Genomic DNA, 20,758 nt, shown 5'->3' on the forward strand with positions numbered 1-20,758 from the left:
GCCCGATGCCGGCCGTCGCGCTGGCACCGACCACCGTCGCCCCCGCCCCAGCCCCCGCCTCGGTGCCGGCGACTGCACCGGCTCCGACCGCGAGCAGCGTTGCCAGCCCCGCGCCGCCTTCCCCGCCGCCCCCGCACCCGGCGGGTTTCGCGCCGCCTTATGTGGTCGCTCCGCCGGGCATCGGTTCCGGCTCCGGGATGAGTGCCGGCGCCGGCTCGAGCGCCAAAAGGAAAGCGCCGGAACCCGATAGCGCCTCCGCCGCGGCGGCCGCGCTGGCGCGGGGGCAGGCCAGGGCGCGCCGTCGTAGGCGGGCTGCCCAGCGCGACTACGGCGACGAGTTCGCGGACATGAACGTCGACGTCGATCCGGATTGGGTAACGCCGGGCGACGAGTCGGCCTCGGCTGCGTCGGGCCGCGGCGCCGGGCGTCTGGGGTTCGTCGGGACGGCGCACCGGGAGGCGGCCCCCGCAGGATTGGCCACCCTGGCCGAAGGCGAATTCAGTTGCGGCCCAACGGTTCCCATGATGCCGCGCACCTGGGACGCCGAGGGTAGCAGCGACACGCGGTAGCGTACGCAGCGTTAGGGTCTGCCGCAGGCGCGTCGGCCCGGCCTAAGGTGTCGGACGAAGAATCGGGCCGCGTCGTCCGCCGCGAAGTGCGGGACGCCGGCGTGTCCGCCCATGTTGGCATGCAGCGTCTTCTCTCGGGAGCCGAAGGCGTCGAACAGGTCCAGTGCCAGCTGCCGGTCGTTTCCCTCGTCGTCCCACTGCAGCACCACGTGCAGTGGAATCGTGACCCGGCGGGCTTCGTCGAACAGGGAGCGAGGCACGAAACTCCCGGCGAACAGTCCGGCGGCCGCGATGCGCGGTTCGACCAGTGCGAGCCGGATACCGATGGCGATCACCCCGCCGGAGTACCCGACCGGTCCCTCGACCTCGGGTAGTGAAAGGAGTGCGTCGAGGGTGAACTGCCATTCCGGGACCGCCTTCTCGACGAGCGGGATCACCAGCCGGTCGACGAACTCGTCGACCGGCTCCCCGCCCGCCAACGCCCTGTTCAAATCGGCGCGGGCCTGCTCGGCGTCGGCCGACCGGGGGCGGTCACCGCTACCGGGAAGCTCGATGGCGGCCGCGGCAAAGCCGTCCGCCGAGGAGCGGCGGGCTCGGCTCGCCAGCCGTGGGTATATGGTGCGCAGTCCGCCCGGGTGACCGAGCAGGATCAGCGGCGCTGGTGAGGAAGTGGGCGTCCACAGGATGCCGGGGATATCGCCGAGGGTGAATTCACGTTCGAGGCAGCCGTCGTCGAGGCGCTGTTCTGAAATGAAGTGCATGGCCGTGCCTTTCGGGAGTGCTCGTTGAACGGCGCTCCCGGACGACCTATCGCCCGACCGTGACCCCGAAGAGGAGCACCCACGTCGATATGTTCACGGGTACCACCTCCTAGTCCTCTCGCACGGTCTGGAAAAAGTAGCAGGGGTCGCCGCCGGGATGCCAACCGGTTTAGCGGCGGCCCCTCGTCGCGAACGTTCAGATCTTCGTCCCTTTCGGGGCACTGACTTCGTAGCTGCCCGTGTCGTCCGTGAAGGTGACCAGGAACTGGTGCTTGAGGTGGTCGATGGTTGCCTGGCAGGTGAAGGCCCCCCTTGCTCACGGTGGGTTCTGTCCGTCGTTGGGGGTGACGTCGCTGACGTTCTTGGCGCCGTAACCGGCTGGGTCGGACAAGACGTGCGCGACGCCGGCCTGCACGGCGGTGACCGCGGCGCCGCGGCCACCAGCTACCTCAACACAGCGCTCGTCACCAAGCTCAGCAACCAAATCCGTTGAAGCGGCGCGCCGCCCGGCAGCGGGCGCCGGTAAAGTCGGCTTCGTGCGTAGCGAAGGCGATACCTGGGACATCACAACAAGTGTCGGTTCGACGGCGTTATTCGTGGCGACCGCCCGAGCCCTGGAGGCGCAGAAGCCGGACCCTCTGGTCGTCGACCCCTACGCGGAAGTGTTCTGCCGTGCCGTGGGCGGGTGGGCGGCCGACGTTCTGGACGGCAAGCTGCCCGACCACCAACTGAAGACCCCGGACTGGGGCCAGCACTTCGTCAATTTCCAGGGCGCACGCACCAAATACTTCGACGGGTATTTCCGCCGGGCCGCCGGCGCGGGCGTGCGTCAGGTAGTGATCCTGGCGGCGGGACTGGACTCCCGCGCCTACCGCCTGGACTGGGCGGCCGGGACCACCATCTTCGAACTGGACCAGCCGCAGGTCCTCGAATTCAAGCGCAGGGTGCTCGCCGACCACGCCGCAGAACCGAAGGCCGAGCGCCGGGAGATTGCGGTCGACCTGCGGGACGATTGGCCGCAAGCGCTGCGCGACAGCGGCTTTGACGCCACCAAGCCCTCGGCCTGGATAGCCGAAGGCCTGCTCATCTACCTCCCGGCCGCCGCGCAGGGGCAACTGTTCACGGGCGTCGACGGCCTGGCCGCCCCGGGCAGTCACGTCGCCGTCGAGGACGGCGCGCCGCTCGACCAGCACGAATTCGAGGCGAAACGCGAGGAAGAACGGGCCGCGATGGCCGACGGCGCGGAGCGACCCTTCTATCAGCTCGTCTATAACGAGCGGATCGCGCCCGCCACCGAATGGTTCGGCGAGCGGGGCTGGACGGCGGTCGGCACCCCGCTGGCCGACTACCTTCGCGAAAACGGCCGGACGGTGCCCGAAGCCCACGCCGAAGCCGCGTCGATGGTGGCGCGGAACACCCTGGTGAGCGCCGTCAAGGGCTGAGCGCCGGGAGCTCCGAGCCGCCGGGCTCTCAATGAATTTTCCATGAGTTGACCGCGCGCCGGAACTTTCGCGTGCCGCGCCCCGACTACTACCGGGCTCATCCGTGCGTCGCCCAACAGCCCGGACGACGTCGCCCTCAGCCCGACGAGGAGTCCCGCCATGGCGCTACGCGCATTTATCGATAGCTCGGCTGGTAGCCGGGGATGACCGCGCCGGTCTGGATGGCGTTCCCCCCGGAGGTCCACTCGGCTCAGCTGAGCAGCGGTCCGGGCCCGGCGGGTCTACTCGCCGGCTCGGCGGCGTGGAGTTCGCTGAGCACTACCTACGCGTCGGCGGCGGACGAACTGTCCGCGACGCTGGCCGCGACGCAGGCCGGGGCGTGGGAGGGGCCCACCGCCGAGAGGTACGCGGCCGCCCACGCGCCGTATCTGGCCTGGCTGATGCGGGCCAGCGCCAACAGTGCGGCGGCCGCTGCCTGGCACGAGACCGCCGCGACGGCCTACACCACGGCGCTGGCGGCCATGCCGACGCTGCCGGAGCTGGCCGCCAACCACACCGTTCACGGCGCCTTGGTGGCGACGAACTTCTTCGGCGTCAACACCATTCCGATCGCGGTCAACGAGGCGGACTACGCGCGGATGTGGGTCCAGGCGGCCACCACGATGTCCACGTACCAAGCGGTCTCGACCGCCGCGGTGGCGTCGACGCCGCAGACCGGGCCCGCGCCGCAAATCGTGCAGGCCACCGACAGCGGCCAAGACAGTGACGACGACGGAATCGTCGACAACGACGGCGGCAACCCGTACCAGCTGAGCTGGTGGATCAACCGATTCACCGAGATCTTCCAGACCATCGCAAGAGACTTGGCGGAGTTTCCCACGGACCCCGCCGACGCCATAGAAGATTTGCTGCAAGACATTTTCGGGCCTGCCGGACTGATCGCTGACGAGTTCACCCACGTGGGCGAGGCCCTTCAGGCGTTCCCACAGCTTGCTGCCGTCCCGTTCATCGTGCCGGGTGGATTTGCGGGGGGCATAGCAGGCTTGAGTCTGATGGCCGGAATCCAGCCAGCCCCAACTCTCGTCGCCGCGCCGGCAGCGGTGGCCCCGGCACCCAATGCGCCCGTCGTCAGCGGCGCTCCGGTCGTCGTGAGCGCTGCCCCGGCCACGGCGCCGGCACCGTCTCCTGCCCCGACGTCGGTGGCCCCGTCACCCGCGCCGGCCTCGGCGCCGGCAACCGCAGCCCCACCGCCGCCACCCGCCGGTGGCGGTGGCGCCGCCTTTCCGTACATCGTCGGCGGTCCGACCGTGGGCTCCGGTACGGGCGCGAGCGGCCGCGCGCAACGTACGGCGTCGGAGCCCGATTCGGCCGCGGCCGGGGCGGCGGCGTCGGCGTCGGCATCGGCGGCGCAGCGGGCTCGCCGGCGCCGCCGGGCGGCGATGAAAGATCACTACCGCGGGTACGAGTTCGTGGACCTGGAACCGGATACCGGATCACCGGCGGATCCGCTCGAACCCAGGTCGGTCGCGTCGGATCGGGGCGCCGGGCCGCTGGGTTTCGCCGGAACGGCGCGCAAGGGCGGCGCCGACGCAGCGGGCCTGGCGACGCTGGCCGGCGACGAGTTCGGCGGCGGGCCGACGCTGCCCATGTTGCCGGGCTCCTGGGAGCCGGGCTAGGGGCCCTGGGTTGCCGTGCCCCGGACCGGAACTTTTCGACTGCGGCGTCCGACTATTCGCTTGTCGGCCGACCGGCGCGGTGGGCACCTCTCGGATTGATAATGAAAATGATTTTCGATAAGCTCGGCCGCTTAGAAGGCGCTGATAACGGCCTGCCAACCCGCTGCGGCTGCGAACGGACCGAAGATGCGGCTAATCGCGCGGGTTAGCATCCTCATTGGCGGCATTGAACGGGGAGTGGTGCGGTGAGTCGGACGGGCGCTCGCGCCTCGACACTTAGCTTATGCAATGCTAACTTCAGGCGGGTCAGGTTAGGGGAGGCTACACAAATGGAGAGACGTGGCCGTGGAACTCGGTGACACTGGCGTGCTCGCATCTCAACCCGTCAATCCTCGAGTGGACGTCAGGGTTGACGGCGACGTCGTCAGCCGGTTCGCCACGTGCTGCCGCGCGCTCGGCATCTCGGTATACCAACGCCAGCGCCCCGCCGACCTGACCGCCGCGCGGTCCGGATTCAGGGCGCTTACCCGCATCGCCCACGACCAGTGCGACGCCTGGACCGGGCTGGCGGCCGCCGGTGATGCGTCCCTGCGGGTGCTGGAGGCGGTGTCGCGGACCGCGACCACGGCCGGCGCGTTGCAGCGCAAGGTCGACCTGGCGCCGGCGGCGCTCGGGTTCCGCTATGACACCGGACTGTATCTGCAGTTCCGCGCCGCCACCCCCGACGACTTCCACCTCGCCTACGCGGCGGCCCTGGCCACCGCCGGGCGGTTCGCCGATGCCGACCAGATCGTCACCGGCCTGACGGCGCGCCGCCCCACTTGGCGCGAAGCCCGCTGGGTAGCCGTCGTCATCAACTACCGCGCCGAGCGGTGGTCGGATGTCGTCAAGTTGTTGACGGCGGTCGTCAACGACGCCGACCTCGACGAGGCTTTCTCGCACGCGGCCAAGGTCGCCCTGGGCACCGCGCTGGCCCGGCTGGGCATGTTCGCCCCGGCGTTGTCGTACCTCGAGGAGCCCGACGGTCCCGTCGCGGTCGCGGCGGTCGACGGGGCGCTCGCCAAGGCGCTCGTGCTGCGCGCGCACGTGGACGAGGATTCGGCCGGCGAGGTGCTGCAGGACTTGTACGCGGCCCATCCGGAAAACGAACAGATCGAGCAGGCCCTGTCCGACACCAGTTTTGGGATCGTGACCACAACCGCGGCCCGGATCGAAGCGCGCACCGACCCCTGGGACCCGGACACCGAGCCCAGCGCGGAGGACTTCGTCGACCCCGCGGCCCACGAGCGCAAGGCCGTGCTGCTGCACGAGGCCGAACTCCAGCTCGCCGAATTCATCGGCCTGGACGAGGTCAAGAACCAGGTGTCCCGGTTGAAGAGCTCGGTCGCCATGGAGCTCGTGCGCAAGCAGCGTGGGCTGGCCGTCGCCCAGCGCGCCCACCACCTCGTCTTCGCCGGGCCGCCCGGCACCGGTAAGACCACCATCGCCCGCGTGGTCGCCAAGATCTATTGCGGCCTCGGGCTTTTGAAGCGGGAGAACATCCGCGAGGTGCACCGTGCCGACCTGATCGGCCAGCACATCGGCGAGACCGAGGCCAAAACCAACGCGATCATCGACAGCGCGCTCGACGGGGTGCTGTTCCTCGACGAGGCGTACGCCCTGGTGGCCACGGGCGCCAAGAACGACTTCGGACTGGTGGCCATCGACACCCTGCTGGCGCGCATGGAGAACGACCGCGACCGGCTGGTGGTCATCATCGCCGGGTACCGGGCCGACCTCGACAAGTTCCTGGACACCAACGAGGGCTTGCGTTCCCGCTTCACCCGCAACATCGACTTCCCTTCCTACGCACCGTCGGAGCTCGTCGAGATCGCGACCAAGATGGCAGAGCAGCGCGACAGCGTCTTCGAACAGGCCGCGCTGGATCACATGGAGGCGTTGTTCACCAAGTTGGCCACCGAGTCCACGCCGGACGCCAACGGAATCTCGCGGCGCAACCTGGACATCGCCGGTAACGGTCGGTTCGTCCGCAACATCGTCGAACGTTCCGAGGAAGAACGCGAATTCCGGCTCGACCATTCGGACCACGCCGGAACCGGGGAATTCAGTGACGAGGAGCTGATGACGATAATCGACCAGGACGTCGAGAACTCGGTGGAGCCGTTGTTGCGCGGCCTCGGACTGTCGGTGCCCTCGTGACGAATCCTGAATCGGACGAGCGGCGTTCGTTCGCCTCGCGCACCCCGGTCAACGACAATCCCGACAAGGTCGAGTACCGGCGCGGTTTCGTCACCCGCCACCAGGTCAGCGGCTGGCGCTTCGTGATGCGGCGCATCGCGTCCGGCATCGCCCTGCACGACACCAGGATGCTCGTCGACCCGCTGCGCACCCAGTCGCGCGCGGTGCTGATGGGTGTGGTCTTGCTCGCCACCGGCTTGGCGGGCTGCTTCGTGTTCTCGCTCATTCGGCCCAACGGGACCGCGGGGACCAACGCCGTGCTCGCCGATCGATCGACCGCCGCGCTGTACGTACGGGTGGGCGACCAGCTGCACCCGGTGCTCAACCTGACGTCGGCCCGGCTGATCGTCGGAAAGCCGGTGAATCCCGCGACGGTGAAAAGCACTGAGCTGGACCGGTTTCCGCGTGGCAACCTGGTCGGCATTCCCGGCGCGCCGGAGCGCATGGTGCAGAACACCACTCGCGACGCCAACTGGACCGTGTGCGACGGCATCGGCGGCACGTCGCGCGCCGTGCACAGCACGGGTGTCACGGTGATCGCGGGCCGCCCCGACAGCAGTGGCGCGCGGGCGGCCAAACTCGATGCCAAGCAGGCGATTCTGGTCGATAGCGGCAACAGCACCTGGCTGCTCTGGGACGGCAGGCGCAGCCAGATCGACCTGGCCGACCACGCGGTCACCAACGCACTTGGCTTGGGCCTGAACAACTCCGACGTTCCCGCGCCGCGGCCCGTGGCGCTGGGCCTGTTCAACGCGATCCCCGAAGCGCCGCCCCTGGCGGCGCCGGGCATCCCGAACGCCGGTGCGCCGGCCGGTTTCAGCGTGCCGGCGCCGATCGGAGCGGTCGTGGTGTCCTATGCGCTGGACCAGAATTCGTCGGGCGCGCGCTACTACGCGGTGTTGCCGGACGGCCTGCAGCCCATCTCCCCGGTGCTCGCGGCAATCCTGCGCAACACCAACTCCTACGGCCTGGACCAACCGCCGCGGCTGGGCGCCGACGCGGTGGCCAAGCTGCCGGTGTCGCGGATGCTGGACACCTCGCGCTACCCCGACCAGCAGGTCACCCTCGTCGACGCGGCCAAGGATCCCGTCACGTGCGCCTACTGGAGCAAGCCGGCCGGCGCCGCCACCAGCTCGCTGAGCCTGCTGTCCGGCTCCGCGCTGCCGGTGCCTGAATCGATCCGCACCGTCGACCTGGTCGGCGCCTCCCCGTCAACCGCCAGCCGCGTGGCCCTGGCGCCGGGCACCGGCTACTTCGCCCAGACCGTCACCGGCGGCGCAGGCGCGCCCGGCACCGGGTCGTTGTTCTGGGTGTCCGACACCGGGGTTCGCTACGGCATCGACAACGAGGCGGAGAACTCGGCCGGGCGCGGCAAAACGGTTGAGGCGCTTGGCCTGACCGAGCCGGCGGTGCCCGTCCCGTGGTCGGTGCTGGCACTGTTCGCCAGCGGCCCGGCGCTGTCGCGCGCCGACGCGCTGCTGGCACACGACGGGCTGGCGCCCGACAACAAGCCCGGCCGCGTGGCATCAGCAGAGGGAGCGCCCCGATGAGTCGACTCATTTTCGAGGCCCGCCGCCGGCTGGCGCCCCCGGTCACCCGCAAGGGCACCATCAACATCGAGGCGCCCCCCGAGCTGCCGCGGGTGATCCCGCCGTCGTTCCTGCGCCGGGCGATGCCCTATGTGCTGGTCATCCTGATCGTGGGCATGGTCGTCGCCCTGTTCGCCACCGGGATGCGGCTGATCTCCCCCCAAACGCTGTTCTTCCCGTTCGTGCTGTTGCTGGCGGCCACCGCGATGTACCGCGGCAACGACAACAAGACGCGCACCGAGGAGGTCGACGCGGAACGCGCCGACTACCTGCGCTACCTGTCGGTGGTCCGCGACAACATCCGCACCCAGGCCGCCCAGCAGCGGGCGGCGGCGCAGTGGTCGCACCCCGAGCCGACCGCCCTGGCGAGCGTGCCCGGATCACGCCGGCAGTGGGAGCGTGACCCGCACGACCCGGACTTCCTGGTGCTGCGGGCCGGCCGCCACCAGGTGCCGTTGAGCACCGCGCTGCGGGTGAACGACACCGCCGACGAGATCGACCTGGAGCCGGTGTCGCACAGCGCATTACGCAGCCTGCTCGACACCCACCGCATCGTGCGTGACGTGCCGACCGGAATGGACCTGACGAAGGTCTCGCGGATCACCGTGCTCGGCGAGGCGGAAGACGCGCGGGCGGCGATGCGCGCCTGGATCGCCCAGGCGGTGACGTGGCACGACCCGACGGTGCTGGGGGTGGCGCTGGTCGCCCGCGACCTGGAGGGCCCGGACTGGTCCTGGCTGAAATGGCTTCCGCACACCGATATTCCGGGCGAACTCGACGGTGTCGGGCCGGCCCGTTTCCTGACCACCAACCCCGACGAGCTGGTCCTGCTGCTTGGCCCCGCGTTCGTCGACCGCCCGGCGTTCACCGGCGAGCCCGCCGACGCGCTGCGGCATCTGCTCATCGTGGTGGACGACCCCGACTTCGACCTGAACACCTCGACGTTGGCGCTGGGCCGGGCCGGCGTCACCGTCGTGCACCGCTCCGCGACACCGCCGCACCGCGAACAGTATTCGGATCCGGAGAAGCCGATCCTGCGCGTCATCGGCGAGGGCAGCCGAGCCAGGGCCCTGGTGCGCTGGCAGACCGGCGGCTGGCAGCCCTATATCGACCACGCCGACCGGCTCGGCGCCGACGAGGCCGCCCACCTGGCGCGTCAGCTGTCGCGCTGGGACTCCAACCCGACCCACACCGGGCTGCGCTCGGCGGCCACCCGCGGTGCGACCTTCACCACGCTGCTGGGCATCCCGGACGCCTCGCGGCTGGACGTGCCAACGCTGTGGGCGCCGCGTCGCCGCGAGGACGAGTTGCGCGTGCCGATCGGCGTCACCGCGACGGGCGAGCCGCTGTTCTTCGACCTGAAGGACGAAGCCGAGGGCGGGATGGGCCCGCACGGCCTGATGATCGGCATGACGGGTTCCGGTAAGTCCCAAACTCTGATGTCGATCCTGTTGTCGCTGTTGACAACCCATTCCGCCGACCGGCTGATCGTGATCTACGCCGACTTCAAGGGCGAAGCCGGCGCCGACAGTTTCCGCCATTTCCCGCAGGTCGTCGCGGTGATCTCCAACATGGCCGAGAAGAAGTCGCTCGCCGACCGGTTTGCCGACACGTTGCGCGGGGAGGTGGCGCGCCGCGAAACGCTGCTGCGCGAGGCCGGACGCCGCGTGCAGGGCAGCGCGTTCAACTCGGTGGTCGAATACGAGGGCGCCATCGCGGCCGGGAATGACCTTCCGCCGATCCCGACGCTGTTCGTGGTCGCCGACGAGTTCACCCTGATGCTGGCCGACCACCCGGAATACGCGGAGTTGTTCGACTACGTCGCGCGCAAGGGCCGCTCGTTCCGCATCCACATCCTGTTCGCGTCGCAGACGCTGGACGTGGGCAAGATCAAGGACATCGACAAGAACACCTCCTACCGCATCGGGTTGAAGGTGGCCAGTCCCAGCGTTTCCCGCCAGATCATCGGCGTGGAGGACGCGTACCACATCGAGTCGGGCAAGGAGCACAAGGGCGTGGGCTTCCTGGTGCCCGCCCCGGGTGCGACCCCGATCAAGTTCCGCAGCACTTACGTCGACGGCATCTACGATCCGCCGCAGAAGGCCAAATCCTATGTGGTGCAGGCGACCCCGGAGCCCAAGCTGTTCACGGCCGGGCGCGTCGAGCCGGATCAGGACACGGTCATCTCGACCGCCGAGGACGAGGAATTCACCGGACCGCCGCGCAAGCTGATCGCCACCATCGGCGACCAGTTGGCGCGTTACGGCCCGCATGCGCCGCAGCTGTGGCTGCCGCCGCTGGACGAGCCGATCCCGCTGACCGCCGTGCTGGCGCGCGCTGGGGTGCCGCAGCGCCAGTGGCAGTGGCCGCTCGGCGAGATCGACAAACCCTTCGAGATGCGCCGCGACCCGCTGGTGTTCGACGCCACCTCGTCGGCCGCGAACATGGTGATCCACGGCGGCCCCAAGTCCGGGAAATCGACTGCGCTGCAGACGTTCATCCTCTCGGCGGCCAGCCTGCACTCGCCGCGCGACGTCACGTTCTACTGCCTGGACTACGGCGGCGGCAAGCTGCGGGCGCTGGAAGACCTGGCGCACGTCGGCAGCGTCGCGTCGGCGCTGGAACCCGAGCGCATCCGGCGCACCTTCGGCGAGCTGGAACAGCTGCTGCTGTCCCGGCAGCGGCGCGAGATGTTCCGCGACCGGAACGGCGCCGCCCCCGACGACGGGTACGGCGAGGTGTTCCTGGTCATCGACAACCTGTACGCGTTCGGCCGGGACAACACCGACCAGTTCAACACCCGTAATCCCTTGCTGGCCAAGGTGAGCGAGTTGGTCAACGTCGGGCTGGCCTACGGCATCCACGTCGTCATCACCACGCCGAGCTGGCTCGAGGTTCCACTGGCGATGCGCGACGGCCTCGGGCTGCGCCTCGAGCTCAAGTTGCACGATCCGCGGGACAGCAACGTCCGGCTCGTCGGGGCGCTGCGGCGCCCCGCGGAATCCGTGCCGCCCGACCAGCCGGGCCGCGGCCTGACGATGGCAGCCGAGCACTTCCTGTTCGCCGCGCCGGAGCTGGACCAGATCGGCACGCTCAACGCCCGCCACCCGGGTGTGTCCGCGCCGCCGGTGCGGCTGCTCCCGACCAACCTCGCCCCCGAGGCGGTCGGCGCGCTCTACCGCGGCCCGGAGCAGGTGGTGATCGGCCAGCGCGAGGAGGACCTCGCACCCGTCGTCGTCGACTTCGCCGCCGAGCCGCTGCTGATGGTGTTCGGCGACAGCAAGTCGGGCAAGACCACGTTGCTGCGCCACATCATTCGCACCATCCGCGAGAATTCCACCGCCGACCGGGTGGCCTTCACCGTGCTGGACCGGCGGCTGCACCTGGTCGACGAGCCGTTGTTCGCCGACAACGAGTACACCGCCAACATCGACCGGATCATCCCGGCGATGCTGGGCCTGGCCAACATCATCGAGTCCCGGCGCCCCGCGGCGGGGTTGTCGCCGGGTGAGCTGGCCCGCTGGAGGTACGCGGGGCACACCCACTACCTGATCATCGATGACGTCGACCAGATACCGGACTCGCCGGCGATGAGCGGCGCGTACGTCGGGCAGCGGCCGTGGTCCCCGCTGATCGGAATCCTCTCGCAGGCGGCCGATCTGGGGCTGCGGGTGATCGTCACGGCGCGTGCCACCGGATCAGGGCACGCCCTGATGACCAACACGCTGCTGCGCCGCTTCAACGACTTGCAGGCCACCACGCTGATGCTGTCGGGCAATCCGCAGGACAGCGGCAAGATCCGGGGTCAGCGATTCGGCCGGTTGCCCGCCGGGCGGGCAATCCTGTTGGGCGACAGCGACAGTCCGACGTACGTGCAGTTGGTCAACCCGTTGGTGGGTGAGGCCGCGATGTTTGGTGAAACGCAACAGTAAGGGGAGAGTCATGACGTTGCGAGTGGTTCCCGAGGGCCTGGCGGCGACCAGCGCCGCGGTGGAGGCGCTGACGGCGCGGCTGGCGGCCGCGCACGCGGCGGCCGCTCCGGCCATCACCGCGGTGGTGCCGCCGGCGGTGGATCCGGTGTCGCTGCAGACGGCCGCCGGGTTCAGCGCCCAGGGCCAGGAGCACGCCGCGGTCGCCGCCCAGGGTGTGGAAGAGCTCGGCCGCGCCGGGATGGGCGTCGGCGAAGCCGGCGCGAGCTACCTCGCCGGAGACACCTCCGCCGCCGCGACGTACGGGTTCGCGGGCGCCTGACAATGACGTTCCCCGTCGCGCCCGTCTGGATCGCCTCGCCGCCCGAGGTGCATTCGACGTTGCTGAGCGCCGGTCCGGGACCCGGGCCCCTGCTGGCGGCCGCGGGCGCGTGGACCGCGCTGAGCACCGAATACGCAACGGCGGCAGCCGAACTCACGGGGGTGCTGGGGGAGACGCAGGCCGCGGCATGGGAGGGGCCCAGCGGAGAGCAGTACGCGGCCGCGCACGCGCCCTATCTGGCGTGGCTGCAACAGGCCAGTGCCGACAGCGCGGGTGTGGCCGCGCAACACGAGATCGCGGCGGCGGCGTACACCGCCGCCCTGACGGCGATGCCGACGCTGCCGGAGCTGGCCGCCAACCACACCGTGCACGGCGTATTGGTGGCGACGAACTTCTTTGGCGTCAACACGATTCCGATCGCGCTCAACGAGGCCGACTATGCGCGGATGTGGGTCCAGGCCGCCACCGTGATGAGCGCCTATCAGGCCACCTCGGGCGCGGCGCTCGCCTCCGCGCCGCGCAGCGCCCCGGCGCCGACGATCATGCGTCCGGGCGGCGAGGCGAACAACGCCGCGCAAACCTCGTCCACCCCGGGGAACGGCATCTCGGATTTCTTCCAGCAGCTGTCGAAGTTCTTGCAGGACTTTTTCCAGAACATCCAGCAGATGCTGCAGAACTTCTTTTCGAACCTGCCGGCGTTTCTGGCCGCGAACGGGCCGCTGCTGTTCTTCGTCGCTTACCAGGTGTTCTTCAATGCCGTCGGCTGGCCGACGTGGGGCGCGATCCTGACCGCGCCCTTCCTCATCCCGCTGCTGCTCGGCATCGGCCTGGGTTCCTTGCTCGCCGCGCCCGCCGAGATCGCGCCGGTCGCGGCGGGGGCCGCCGCGACACCGCTTGTCACGTCGACCAAGCCGGCGTCGTCGCTGCCGGCGGTTGCGCTGGCGCCGACGGTGGCGACTCCCGCTGGGGCGCCGGCCACTTCGGTTGCCGCGAGTTCCGGTGCGGCGCCCGCACCGGCGGCGGCACCGGCGCCGAGCACTCTCGCCTACCTGGTCGCCTACGGTGGTGACCCGGACCCGGGTATCGGCCCGACGGTGGGTGGTCGCGGTGGCGCCAAGGCGCCGGCGGCGACCATCCCCGCGGCCGGCGCGGCGGCGGCCAGCCGGGCCGAGGCGCGGGCGCGGCGCCGCCGGCGGGCCGCTTTGCGCGACCACAGCGACGAATACCTGGACATGGACTCCGACATCGGCGTCCCACCGGACTACGACGACGAGGATCGCCTTGCCGCGGCGGTGGCGTCCGGGGCCGGAGCCGGAACGCTGGGCTTCGCCGGAACCGCGCGCAAGCAGAACGCTTTCCGTGCGGCCGGGTTGACCGAGCTCACCGACGGCGAATTCGGCGGCGGCCCGACGATGCCGATGATGCCCGGCACCTGGGACCACGGCGCCGACCAAGACCCGGCGCACCGGACCGAGCCGGGGGAAGGGAGTTAACCCAGTCAGCACCGTGCCCTTCAGCAGCGAAACCCCTTGAGAACGAACAGAAAGGAATCACCATGAGCATGTTGGACGCTCATATTCCGCAGTTGGTGGCCGCGCAATCGGCATTCAGCGCCAAGGCGGCCCTGATGCGCAGCACCATCAGCCAGGCCGAGCAGGAAGCGATGTCGGCGCAGGCGTTCCACCAGGGCGAGTCCTCGGCCGCGTTCCAGGCCGCGCATGCCCGCTTCGTCGAGGCCGCCGCCCGGGTCAACACCCTGCTGGACATCGCCCAGGCCAACCTCGGCGACGCCGCGGGCACCTACGTGGCCGCCGACGCCGCCGCCGCTTCCGGCTACACCGCCTTCTGATCCAGCCGCCTCCACACGCCACCAACCGCGAAAGGACTCGTCATGTCCCAAATCATGTACAACTACCCGGCGATGTTGAGCCACGCCGCCGACATGTCCGGCTACGCCGGCACGCTGCAGGGGCTCGGTTCGGACATCGCCAGCGAGCAGGCAACGCTGTCGAACGCCTGGCAGGGCGACACCGGTATGACCTACCAGGCGTGGCAGGCCCAGTGGAACCAGGCCATGGATCACCTGGTGCGTGCGTACCAGGCGATGGCCAGCACCCACGAAGCGAACACCACGTCCATGCTCGCCCGCGACCAGGCCGAAGCCGCCAAATGGGGCGGTTAGTTCTTGTGAGATGAGTGCTGAGCCCAACGCCGTCGAGCTGACGGTCGATCACGCGTGGTTCATAGCGGAAACCATTGGGGCGGGCAGCTTTCCATGGGTGCTCGCGATCACCTCGCCCTATAGCGATGCCGCGCAACGCCACGCGTTCCTCGAGCGTCAGAAGGCCGAGCTGACCCAGTTGGGTCTGGTATCGGAGGGTGGAGTCATCCACCCGGCGGTCGCCGACTGGATCAGAGTGGTGTGCTTCCCGGAGCGCTGGCTCGACCTGCGCTTCGTGGGCCCCGCCAACGACACCGGCACCGGGGAGCTGCTGCGCGGCATCGTGGCGCAGCGCCCCGCCACCACCGCCAGGACGATCGTGGCGCTGCGCAGCGCGCAGCTGATCACGTTCACCGCCATGGACATCGACGACCCGCGTGCGTTGGTTCCGGTTCTCGGCGTCGGGCTCGCGCAGCAACCGCCGGCCCGATTCGACGAGTTCAGCCTGCCGACGCGGGTCGGCGCGCGGGCCGACGAGCGGCTGCGTTCGGGCGCCTCGCTCGCCGAAGTCGTTGACTACCTTGGTATCCCGCATTCGGCACGGCGGGTGGTGGAGTCGGTGTTCAACGGTCCGCGCAGCTACGTCGAGATCGTCGCCGGCTGCCACCGCGACGGACGGCACGCCACCACGGAGGTGGGGATGAGCATCGTCGACGCGGCGGCGGGGCGGGTCCTGGTCAGCGCGTCCCGTGCATTCGACGGCGAGTGGGTGTCGACCTTCGCCCCCGGCACACCCTTCGCGATCGCCGTCGCGCTCGAACAGCTGACCGCCTTGCTGCCGGACTCCGAATGGTTCTCCGGCCACCGGCTGGCCAGAGATTTCACTGCACAACACGCATAACCCCTTAATAGAGAAGAGAGCAACGATGTTTCAGGTCTGGCCCCAGCGTTCCTCGAGGGTCCGGTGACGTCCGGCGCCGTCATGCCGATCGTCCGCGTGGCAATCCTCGCGGACAGCAGGCTGACGGAAATGGCGTTGCCCGCCGAACTGCCGCTGCGGGAAATCCTGCCCGCGGTCCAGCGTTTGGTGGTTCCCGCGACATCCAACGGCGACTCCGACGACACCGCCCGAGGGACGGCCGACCTCGGCGCGGCGATCCAACTGAGCCTCGCCCCGATCGGCGGCGCGCCGTTCAGCCTGGACGCCACCCTGGACACCGTCGGGGTAGTGGACGGTGACCTGCTGGCGCTGCAGCCCGTACCGGTCGGCCAGGCGGCTCCCGGCATCGTCGAGGACATCGCGGACGCCGCCATGATCTTCTCGACCTCGCGGCTGAAGCCCTGGGGCGCAACGCATATCCAGCGCGGCGCGCTGGCCGCGGTGATCGCCGTCGCTTTCCTGGCCACCGGGCTCTCGGTCACCTATCGCGTCGCCACCGGCGCGCTGGCCGGGCTGGTCGCGGTCGGCGCGGTCGCCGCGGTCACCGCGATCGTCGGCCTGCTGGTCGCGGCGCGCTCGCCGCGCGCCGGGACGGCGTGCGCGATCGCCGCCCTGGTGCCGATCGGTGCCGCGCTGGCATTGGCGGTGCCGGGACGGTTCGGGCCGGCGCACATCATGCTCGCCGCGGCCGGCGTCACCGCGTGGTCGCTGATCGCCCTCATGGTGCCCGGCGCGGAGCGGGAGCGCATCGTCGGTTTCTTCACCGCCACCGCGGTGGTGGGAGCGGGGGTGTTGCTGGCCGCCGGCGCCGAGGTGCTCTGGAACCTGCGGCCGCTCGCCATCGGCTGCGGGCTGATCGTCGCGGCGCTGCTCGTCACCGTCGAGGCGGCTCAGCTCTCGGCGCTGTGGGCGCGGTTCCCGTTACCGGTCATCCCGGCGCCCGGCGACCCCACCCCGTCGGCCCCGTCGCTGCGGGTGCTCGAGGACCTGCCGCGGCGCGTGCGGATCAGCGATGCCCATCAGAGCGGATTCATCGCCGCCGCAGTGCTGCTCAGCGTCCTGGGCTCGGTGGCGATCGCGCTGCGCCCCGAGACGCTGAGCGGCGTGGGCTGGTACGTGGTGGGTGCGACGGCGGCAACTTCCGTCCTGCGCGCCCGGGTATGGGATTCGGCGGCGTGCAAGGCGTGGCTGCTCGCGCAGCCCTACCTGGCCGGGGGCGTCCTGCTGGTGCTCTACACCGCCACCGGACGCTTCGCAGCCGCCCTGGGCGCGGCGCTGGTGCTCGTGGTGCTGGCAATGGTGTGGATAGTGGTGGCCCTCAACCCGCGCATCGCCGAGCCGGAGAGCTATTCGCTTCCCGTGCGCCGGCTGGTGGGCTTCGTCGCGGCCGGGCTCGATGCGTCACTGATTCCCGTCATGGCCTACCTGGTCGGCATCTTCACCTGGATACTCAATCGATGATCCGGTCCGGATCGGCCTGTCTCACAGCGGCTTTGGCGGCCGTGTTGTGGACGTGTCCGTCGGCCTTGGCCATCGATCAGCCGAAGGTCGATCCGGGTGTCCCGCCGCCGAGCGGGGCCCCCGGCCCCGAGCAGCCGATGGAGCAACGCGGCCCGTGCAGCGTCTCCGGGGTCGTCCCCGGCAGCGATCCCGCGGCCGTTACGCCCAGCCAGGCCACGCTGAATCTCCCCGGGGCATGGCAATTCTCGCGTGGTGACGGCCAGCTGGTGGCGGTGCTCGACACCGGCGTCCGGCCGGGTCCGCGGCTGCCCAACGTCGATCCGGGCGGTGACTTCGTCGAGACCACCGACGGTCTGACCGACTGTGACGGCCACGGCACCCTGGTGGCCGGCCTCATCGCCGGCCAGCCCGCCGATGACGGCTTCGCCGGCGTGGCGCCCGCGGCGCGCGTGGTGTCGATCAGGACGACGTCGGCCAAGTACTCACCCCGCACGCCCGGCGGCGACCCGCTGATGGCGCGGGCGTCGTCGGACGTCGCGACGCTGAGCCGGGCGATCGTGCACGCGGCCGACCTCGGCGCTCGGGTGATCGACATCTCCACGCTCACTTGCCTGCCCGCCGACCGGCCAGTCGACCAGGCCGCCCTCGGCGCGGCGATTCGCTACGCCGCGGTGGACAAGGACGCCGTGATCGTGGCCGCCGCCGGCAACACCGGGCCGACCGGATCGGTCGCCGGCGGCACGTCCTGCGAGTCCAACCCGCTCACCGACCTGAGCCACCCGGACGATCCGCGCAACTGGGCCGGTGTCACCTCGATCTCCATCCCGTCCGTCTGGCAGCCGTACGTGCTGTCGGTGGCCTCCCTGACGCCGGACGGCCAGCCGTCGAAGTTCACCATGGCCGGGCCGTGGGTGGGCATCGCGGCGCCGGGCGAACGGATAGTGTCGGTCAGCAATGCCGACGGCGGCGGCCTGGCCAACGGGCTGCCCGACGAGCACCAGCAACAGGTGGCCGTGAGCGGCACCAGCTATGCGGCCGGTTATGTCGCCGGCGTCGCGGCGCTGGTCCGCAGTAAGTACCCCGACCTCAACGCCACACAGGTCGTGCATCGCATCACCGCCACCGCGCACAACGGCGCGCGGGCGCCGTCCAACGTCGTCGGTACCGGCAGCGTGGACCCGGTGGCGGCCCTGACCTGGCAACTGCCCGCGGGCAATCAGCCTCCCGCGGCGCCGGTCAAGCCGGTCACCGTGCCGCCGGCAGCCGCGCCCAAGGACACCACCCCGCGGACCGTGGCGCTGGCCGGAACCGCCGCGCTGGCTGTGCTCGTCGCAGTCGCGGGCGCGGTCGCCGTCACCGTCACCCGCCGACGAAAGGACCCCACCCCGTGAGCCTGCAGCGCTGGACACCCATCCCCGGAGCCGGCCGAATCACGCTGGCGTTGCTGGCCGTCGTCCCCGCGGTGATGGCCTACCCCTGGCGGGCGCCCCGCGATTACTGGCTGCTCGGCATCGCCGCGGCCGTCGTGATCGTGCTGTTCGGCTGCTGGCGCGGCTTGTATTTCACCACGTTGCTGCGCCGCCGGCTGGCGATCATGGGACGCGGCGAGGTGACCGCGCCCGAATCCGGCTCTGCCACTGCGACAACCGCGCTGCTGCGGGTCGCGGCGCCGGGCAGCGACGCGGCCGACGCGCTGCCTCTGCCGTTGATCGCCCGATACCTGAACCGTTACGGCATCCGAGCGGACAAGATCCGGATCACCAGCCGCGACAACGCATCCGATGCATCCAGGCGTGAGACGTGGATCGGGCTCACCATATCGGCCACCGACAACCTGGCCGCGCTACGGGCGCGTTCCGCGCGGATCCCGTTGCACGAGACCGCGCAGGTGGCGGCGCGCAGGCTGTCCGATCACCTGCGGGAGTCCGGGTGGGAAGTCAGCGGCGTCGCGCCCGACGACGTCCCGCGATTGCTTACCTCCAACCCCCGCGAGAGATGGTCCGCGGTGCAGCGCGCCGCGTCGGATTACCTTGCGGCATACCGGGTTCAGGTGGACCACGAGTTGGCCGAGACCCTCGAGGCGATTCGGGCGTATCCGGCGCGGGAGACATGCGTGGCGCTGGAGATCGCCGGCGACGGGACCCGCAACACCGTGGCGGCCGCGTGCGCCTTCCTGACCGACACGCCACCGGAGCGCGCGGTGCCGCTGGCCGGGCTGACCCCGCAGCGGGGCAATCACCGGCCTGCGCTCGAGGCGCTGGACCTGTTGTCCACGCGGCGGCTCGACGGGCACACCGATGCCCCGGCGGCCCTGCTGGCGGAGCTCGACTGGCCGACTCTGGCGGGCGAGGCGCCGGCCACCGAACCCGCTAGAACATGACGGTCTGCAGGAACGCGGTCATCCGGCGCAGATAGTCGAGCTGGCTCACGTGCAGCACGTGACTGCCCGGAAACCAGTGCAGCGCACAGCGATCCCAGTGCTCCCACAGCTTGACGGCATGATCCGGCGGCGCCATCCGATCGCCGAGCCCGGTGATGATCATCCGCCTGTCCTTGTCCAGCAGCGGCCGATAGGTCAGCGGGCAGTGGTAGGACAGGCCGTCCCTTAACTCCGCGCGGCTGATGTGGGACAACCGCAGCCCCAGCCGCACGAGTTTGTTGGCCGGAAACCATTCGTCGAACAGGGTTGCCGGGGTGACGACGGGACAGTTCGGGATGACGGCCTCGAGCCGATCGTCGACCGAGGCCACCAGTGCCGAGGTGTAACCGCCCAGCGATATGCCGGTCAGCGCGATGCGGTCGACTCCGGTGCCGTGCAGGAAGTCGATGACGGACCGGAAGTCGTGCACCGCCTGGGCCATCGCCTCCGCGAAACCGCTGAGCCCACCGGCGAAATAGCCGAAACCGCTGAACGGCGAAAGCCTTTCGGCGCGCTTGCCGTGGAACGGCAACGTATACATCAGGACGTCGTAACCGGACCGGTAATACCACGGCAGCGCGAAGAATCGCCCGTTGGCCAGATACGACGACCCCATGAAGCCGTGGATCACGCACAGCGTCGGACGGGGCCCGTCGTCGTGGCGCCAGTGCTGCGCGCGCACGGTGTTGTTGGATTTCCATGCGCCCCATAGCCCGCGCATCGCTGGGTTGATGGCCGTGAAGCTGCTTTCGAACGCGATGTTGTCCACCGTGCCGCCGGCGACCCACTCGGTCAGTGGGCTGGCCGGCCGCGTCGTGACCCGCGGCGGTTCGGTCGGTGCGGGAAAGGACTTCTGCGGGTCTCGCTGCGCGCCCAGCTCGGCGTAGAAGCTCAGGTTCGCGCGCTCGGCACCGGCATCGGCGTGCCGCAGGGAGGCGGCGAGTACGGCCGGGGCCACCGTCGCGGTCAGCAGCGACGACACCCAGGTGCGCAGGGCGAGGTCACCGATGGCGGAGCCCTCGACTACCATTCGCTGGCGGGGGGACAACGAGGAATTCGGGGGCAATCCGCCGACGTCGAGCTCAACGTCAGCACCCTTGAAGGCACCGGGGATGTCCAGAACGGGAATGGGCGGATCAATCGAAGTGTCGGGCGCCACGAATGCCGATGCTAACCGGCCGGCGCAGCTGCCGGGGCCACTTGGGCGGCGCCGGGTCGTCATGCGGTAATACGGTTGGTCTATCTGCCGAC

15 protein-coding genes and 1 pseudogene are annotated in these 20,758 nt (G+C 70.2%); 14 read left to right on the forward strand and 2 right to left on the reverse strand.

All coding sequences use genetic code 11. The annotated features are described in order from the left end of the window. Positions 1–569: pseudogene (locus A5678_RS27490) on the forward strand (hypothetical protein); the annotation flags it as partial. An 11-nt stretch (positions 570–580) separates the two neighbouring features. Here the strand turns inward: A5678_RS27490 and A5678_RS08800 are convergent. Continuing rightward, positions 581–1,330 carry a dienelactone hydrolase family protein gene (locus A5678_RS08800; protein WP_068040937.1) on the reverse strand — a complete coding sequence of 250 codons (750 nt, stop codon included), beginning with the start codon at positions 1,328–1,330 and terminating at the stop codon, positions 581–583. A gap of 536 nt (positions 1,331–1,866) precedes the next feature. Between A5678_RS08800 and A5678_RS08805 the strand changes: the two genes are divergently transcribed. The 13 genes from A5678_RS08805 to eccE all read left to right on the forward strand — a co-directional run bounded on the left by A5678_RS08805 (position 1,867) and on the right by eccE (position 19,468). Then, entirely contained in the window at positions 1,867–2,772 is a 906-nt protein-coding gene (locus A5678_RS08805) for a class I SAM-dependent methyltransferase (RefSeq protein WP_068040939.1), read from the forward strand. A 203-nt stretch (positions 2,773–2,975) separates the two neighbouring features. Then, positions 2,976–4,448, forward strand: coding sequence for a PPE family protein (locus A5678_RS08810; RefSeq protein ID WP_068040941.1), 1,473 nt, complete (start codon positions 2,976–2,978; stop codon positions 4,446–4,448). Positions 4,449–4,793: 345 nt separating this feature from the next. Continuing rightward, the gene (gene eccA / locus A5678_RS08815; protein WP_068040987.1) at positions 4,794–6,647 is read left to right on the forward strand and encodes a type VII secretion AAA-ATPase EccA; all 1,854 of its coding nucleotides are present in this window, start codon (positions 4,794–4,796) and stop codon (positions 6,645–6,647) included. Beyond that, on the forward strand, positions 6,644–8,236 hold the full coding sequence (gene eccB / locus A5678_RS08820; protein ID WP_068040943.1) for a type VII secretion protein EccB: 1,593 nt from the start codon (positions 6,644–6,646) through the stop codon (positions 8,234–8,236). The genes eccA and eccB overlap by 4 nt, the downstream gene beginning before the upstream one ends. Beyond that, positions 8,233–12,207, forward strand: a complete 3,975-nt coding sequence (gene eccCa, locus A5678_RS08825) for a type VII secretion protein EccCa (protein ID WP_068040945.1) — start codon at positions 8,233–8,235, stop codon at positions 12,205–12,207. Before eccB ends, eccCa begins: the two co-directional genes overlap by 4 nt. A gap of 10 nt (positions 12,208–12,217) precedes the next feature. Beyond that, a complete protein-coding gene (locus A5678_RS08830) occupies positions 12,218–12,526 on the forward strand; it encodes a PE family protein (protein WP_068040947.1) in 309 nt (102 codons plus the stop codon). 2 nt (positions 12,527–12,528) lie between these two features. After that, a complete protein-coding gene (locus tag A5678_RS08835; RefSeq protein WP_068040950.1) occupies positions 12,529–14,019 on the forward strand; it encodes a PPE family protein in 1,491 nt (496 codons plus the stop codon). A gap of 62 nt (positions 14,020–14,081) precedes the next feature. Next, on the forward strand, positions 14,082–14,375 hold the full coding sequence (esxG, locus tag A5678_RS08840) for a type VII secretion system protein EsxG (protein WP_066947442.1): 294 nt from the start codon (positions 14,082–14,084) through the stop codon (positions 14,373–14,375). Between the two features lie 42 nt (positions 14,376–14,417). Beyond that, positions 14,418–14,708 carry a WXG100 family type VII secretion target gene (locus tag A5678_RS08845; RefSeq protein ID WP_068040952.1) on the forward strand — a complete coding sequence of 97 codons (291 nt, stop codon included), beginning with the start codon at positions 14,418–14,420 and terminating at the stop codon, positions 14,706–14,708. A gap of 10 nt (positions 14,709–14,718) precedes the next feature. Next, the gene (locus A5678_RS08850; RefSeq protein WP_068040954.1) at positions 14,719–15,588 is read left to right on the forward strand and encodes an ESX secretion-associated protein EspG; all 870 of its coding nucleotides are present in this window, start codon (positions 14,719–14,721) and stop codon (positions 15,586–15,588) included. Positions 15,589–15,669: 81 nt separating this feature from the next. Further along, positions 15,670–17,088: a type VII secretion integral membrane protein EccD gene (gene eccD / locus A5678_RS08855; RefSeq protein WP_156746824.1), complete on the forward strand. Its 1,419-nt coding sequence runs from the start codon at positions 15,670–15,672 to the stop codon at positions 17,086–17,088. Continuing rightward, positions 17,085–18,479, forward strand: a complete 1,395-nt coding sequence (gene mycP, locus A5678_RS08860; RefSeq protein WP_068040958.1) for a type VII secretion-associated serine protease mycosin — start codon at positions 17,085–17,087, stop codon at positions 18,477–18,479. Before eccD ends, mycP begins: the two co-directional genes overlap by 4 nt. Beyond that, complete coding sequence (eccE, locus tag A5678_RS08865) at positions 18,476–19,468, forward strand: type VII secretion protein EccE (protein WP_068040960.1); 993 nt, start codon at positions 18,476–18,478, stop codon at positions 19,466–19,468. Before mycP ends, eccE begins: the two co-directional genes overlap by 4 nt. Here eccE and A5678_RS08870 read toward each other — a convergent pair. Continuing rightward, on the reverse strand, positions 19,458–20,666 hold the full coding sequence (locus tag A5678_RS08870) for a S9 family peptidase (protein WP_068040962.1): 1,209 nt from the start codon (positions 20,664–20,666) through the stop codon (positions 19,458–19,460). The genes eccE and A5678_RS08870 overlap by 11 nt on opposite strands. Positions 20,667–20,758 lie beyond the last annotated feature (92 nt).

The organism is Mycobacterium sp. E2733, assembly GCF_001667585.1.
In the GTDB taxonomy this organism is placed as follows: domain Bacteria; phylum Actinomycetota; class Actinomycetes; order Mycobacteriales; family Mycobacteriaceae; genus Mycobacterium.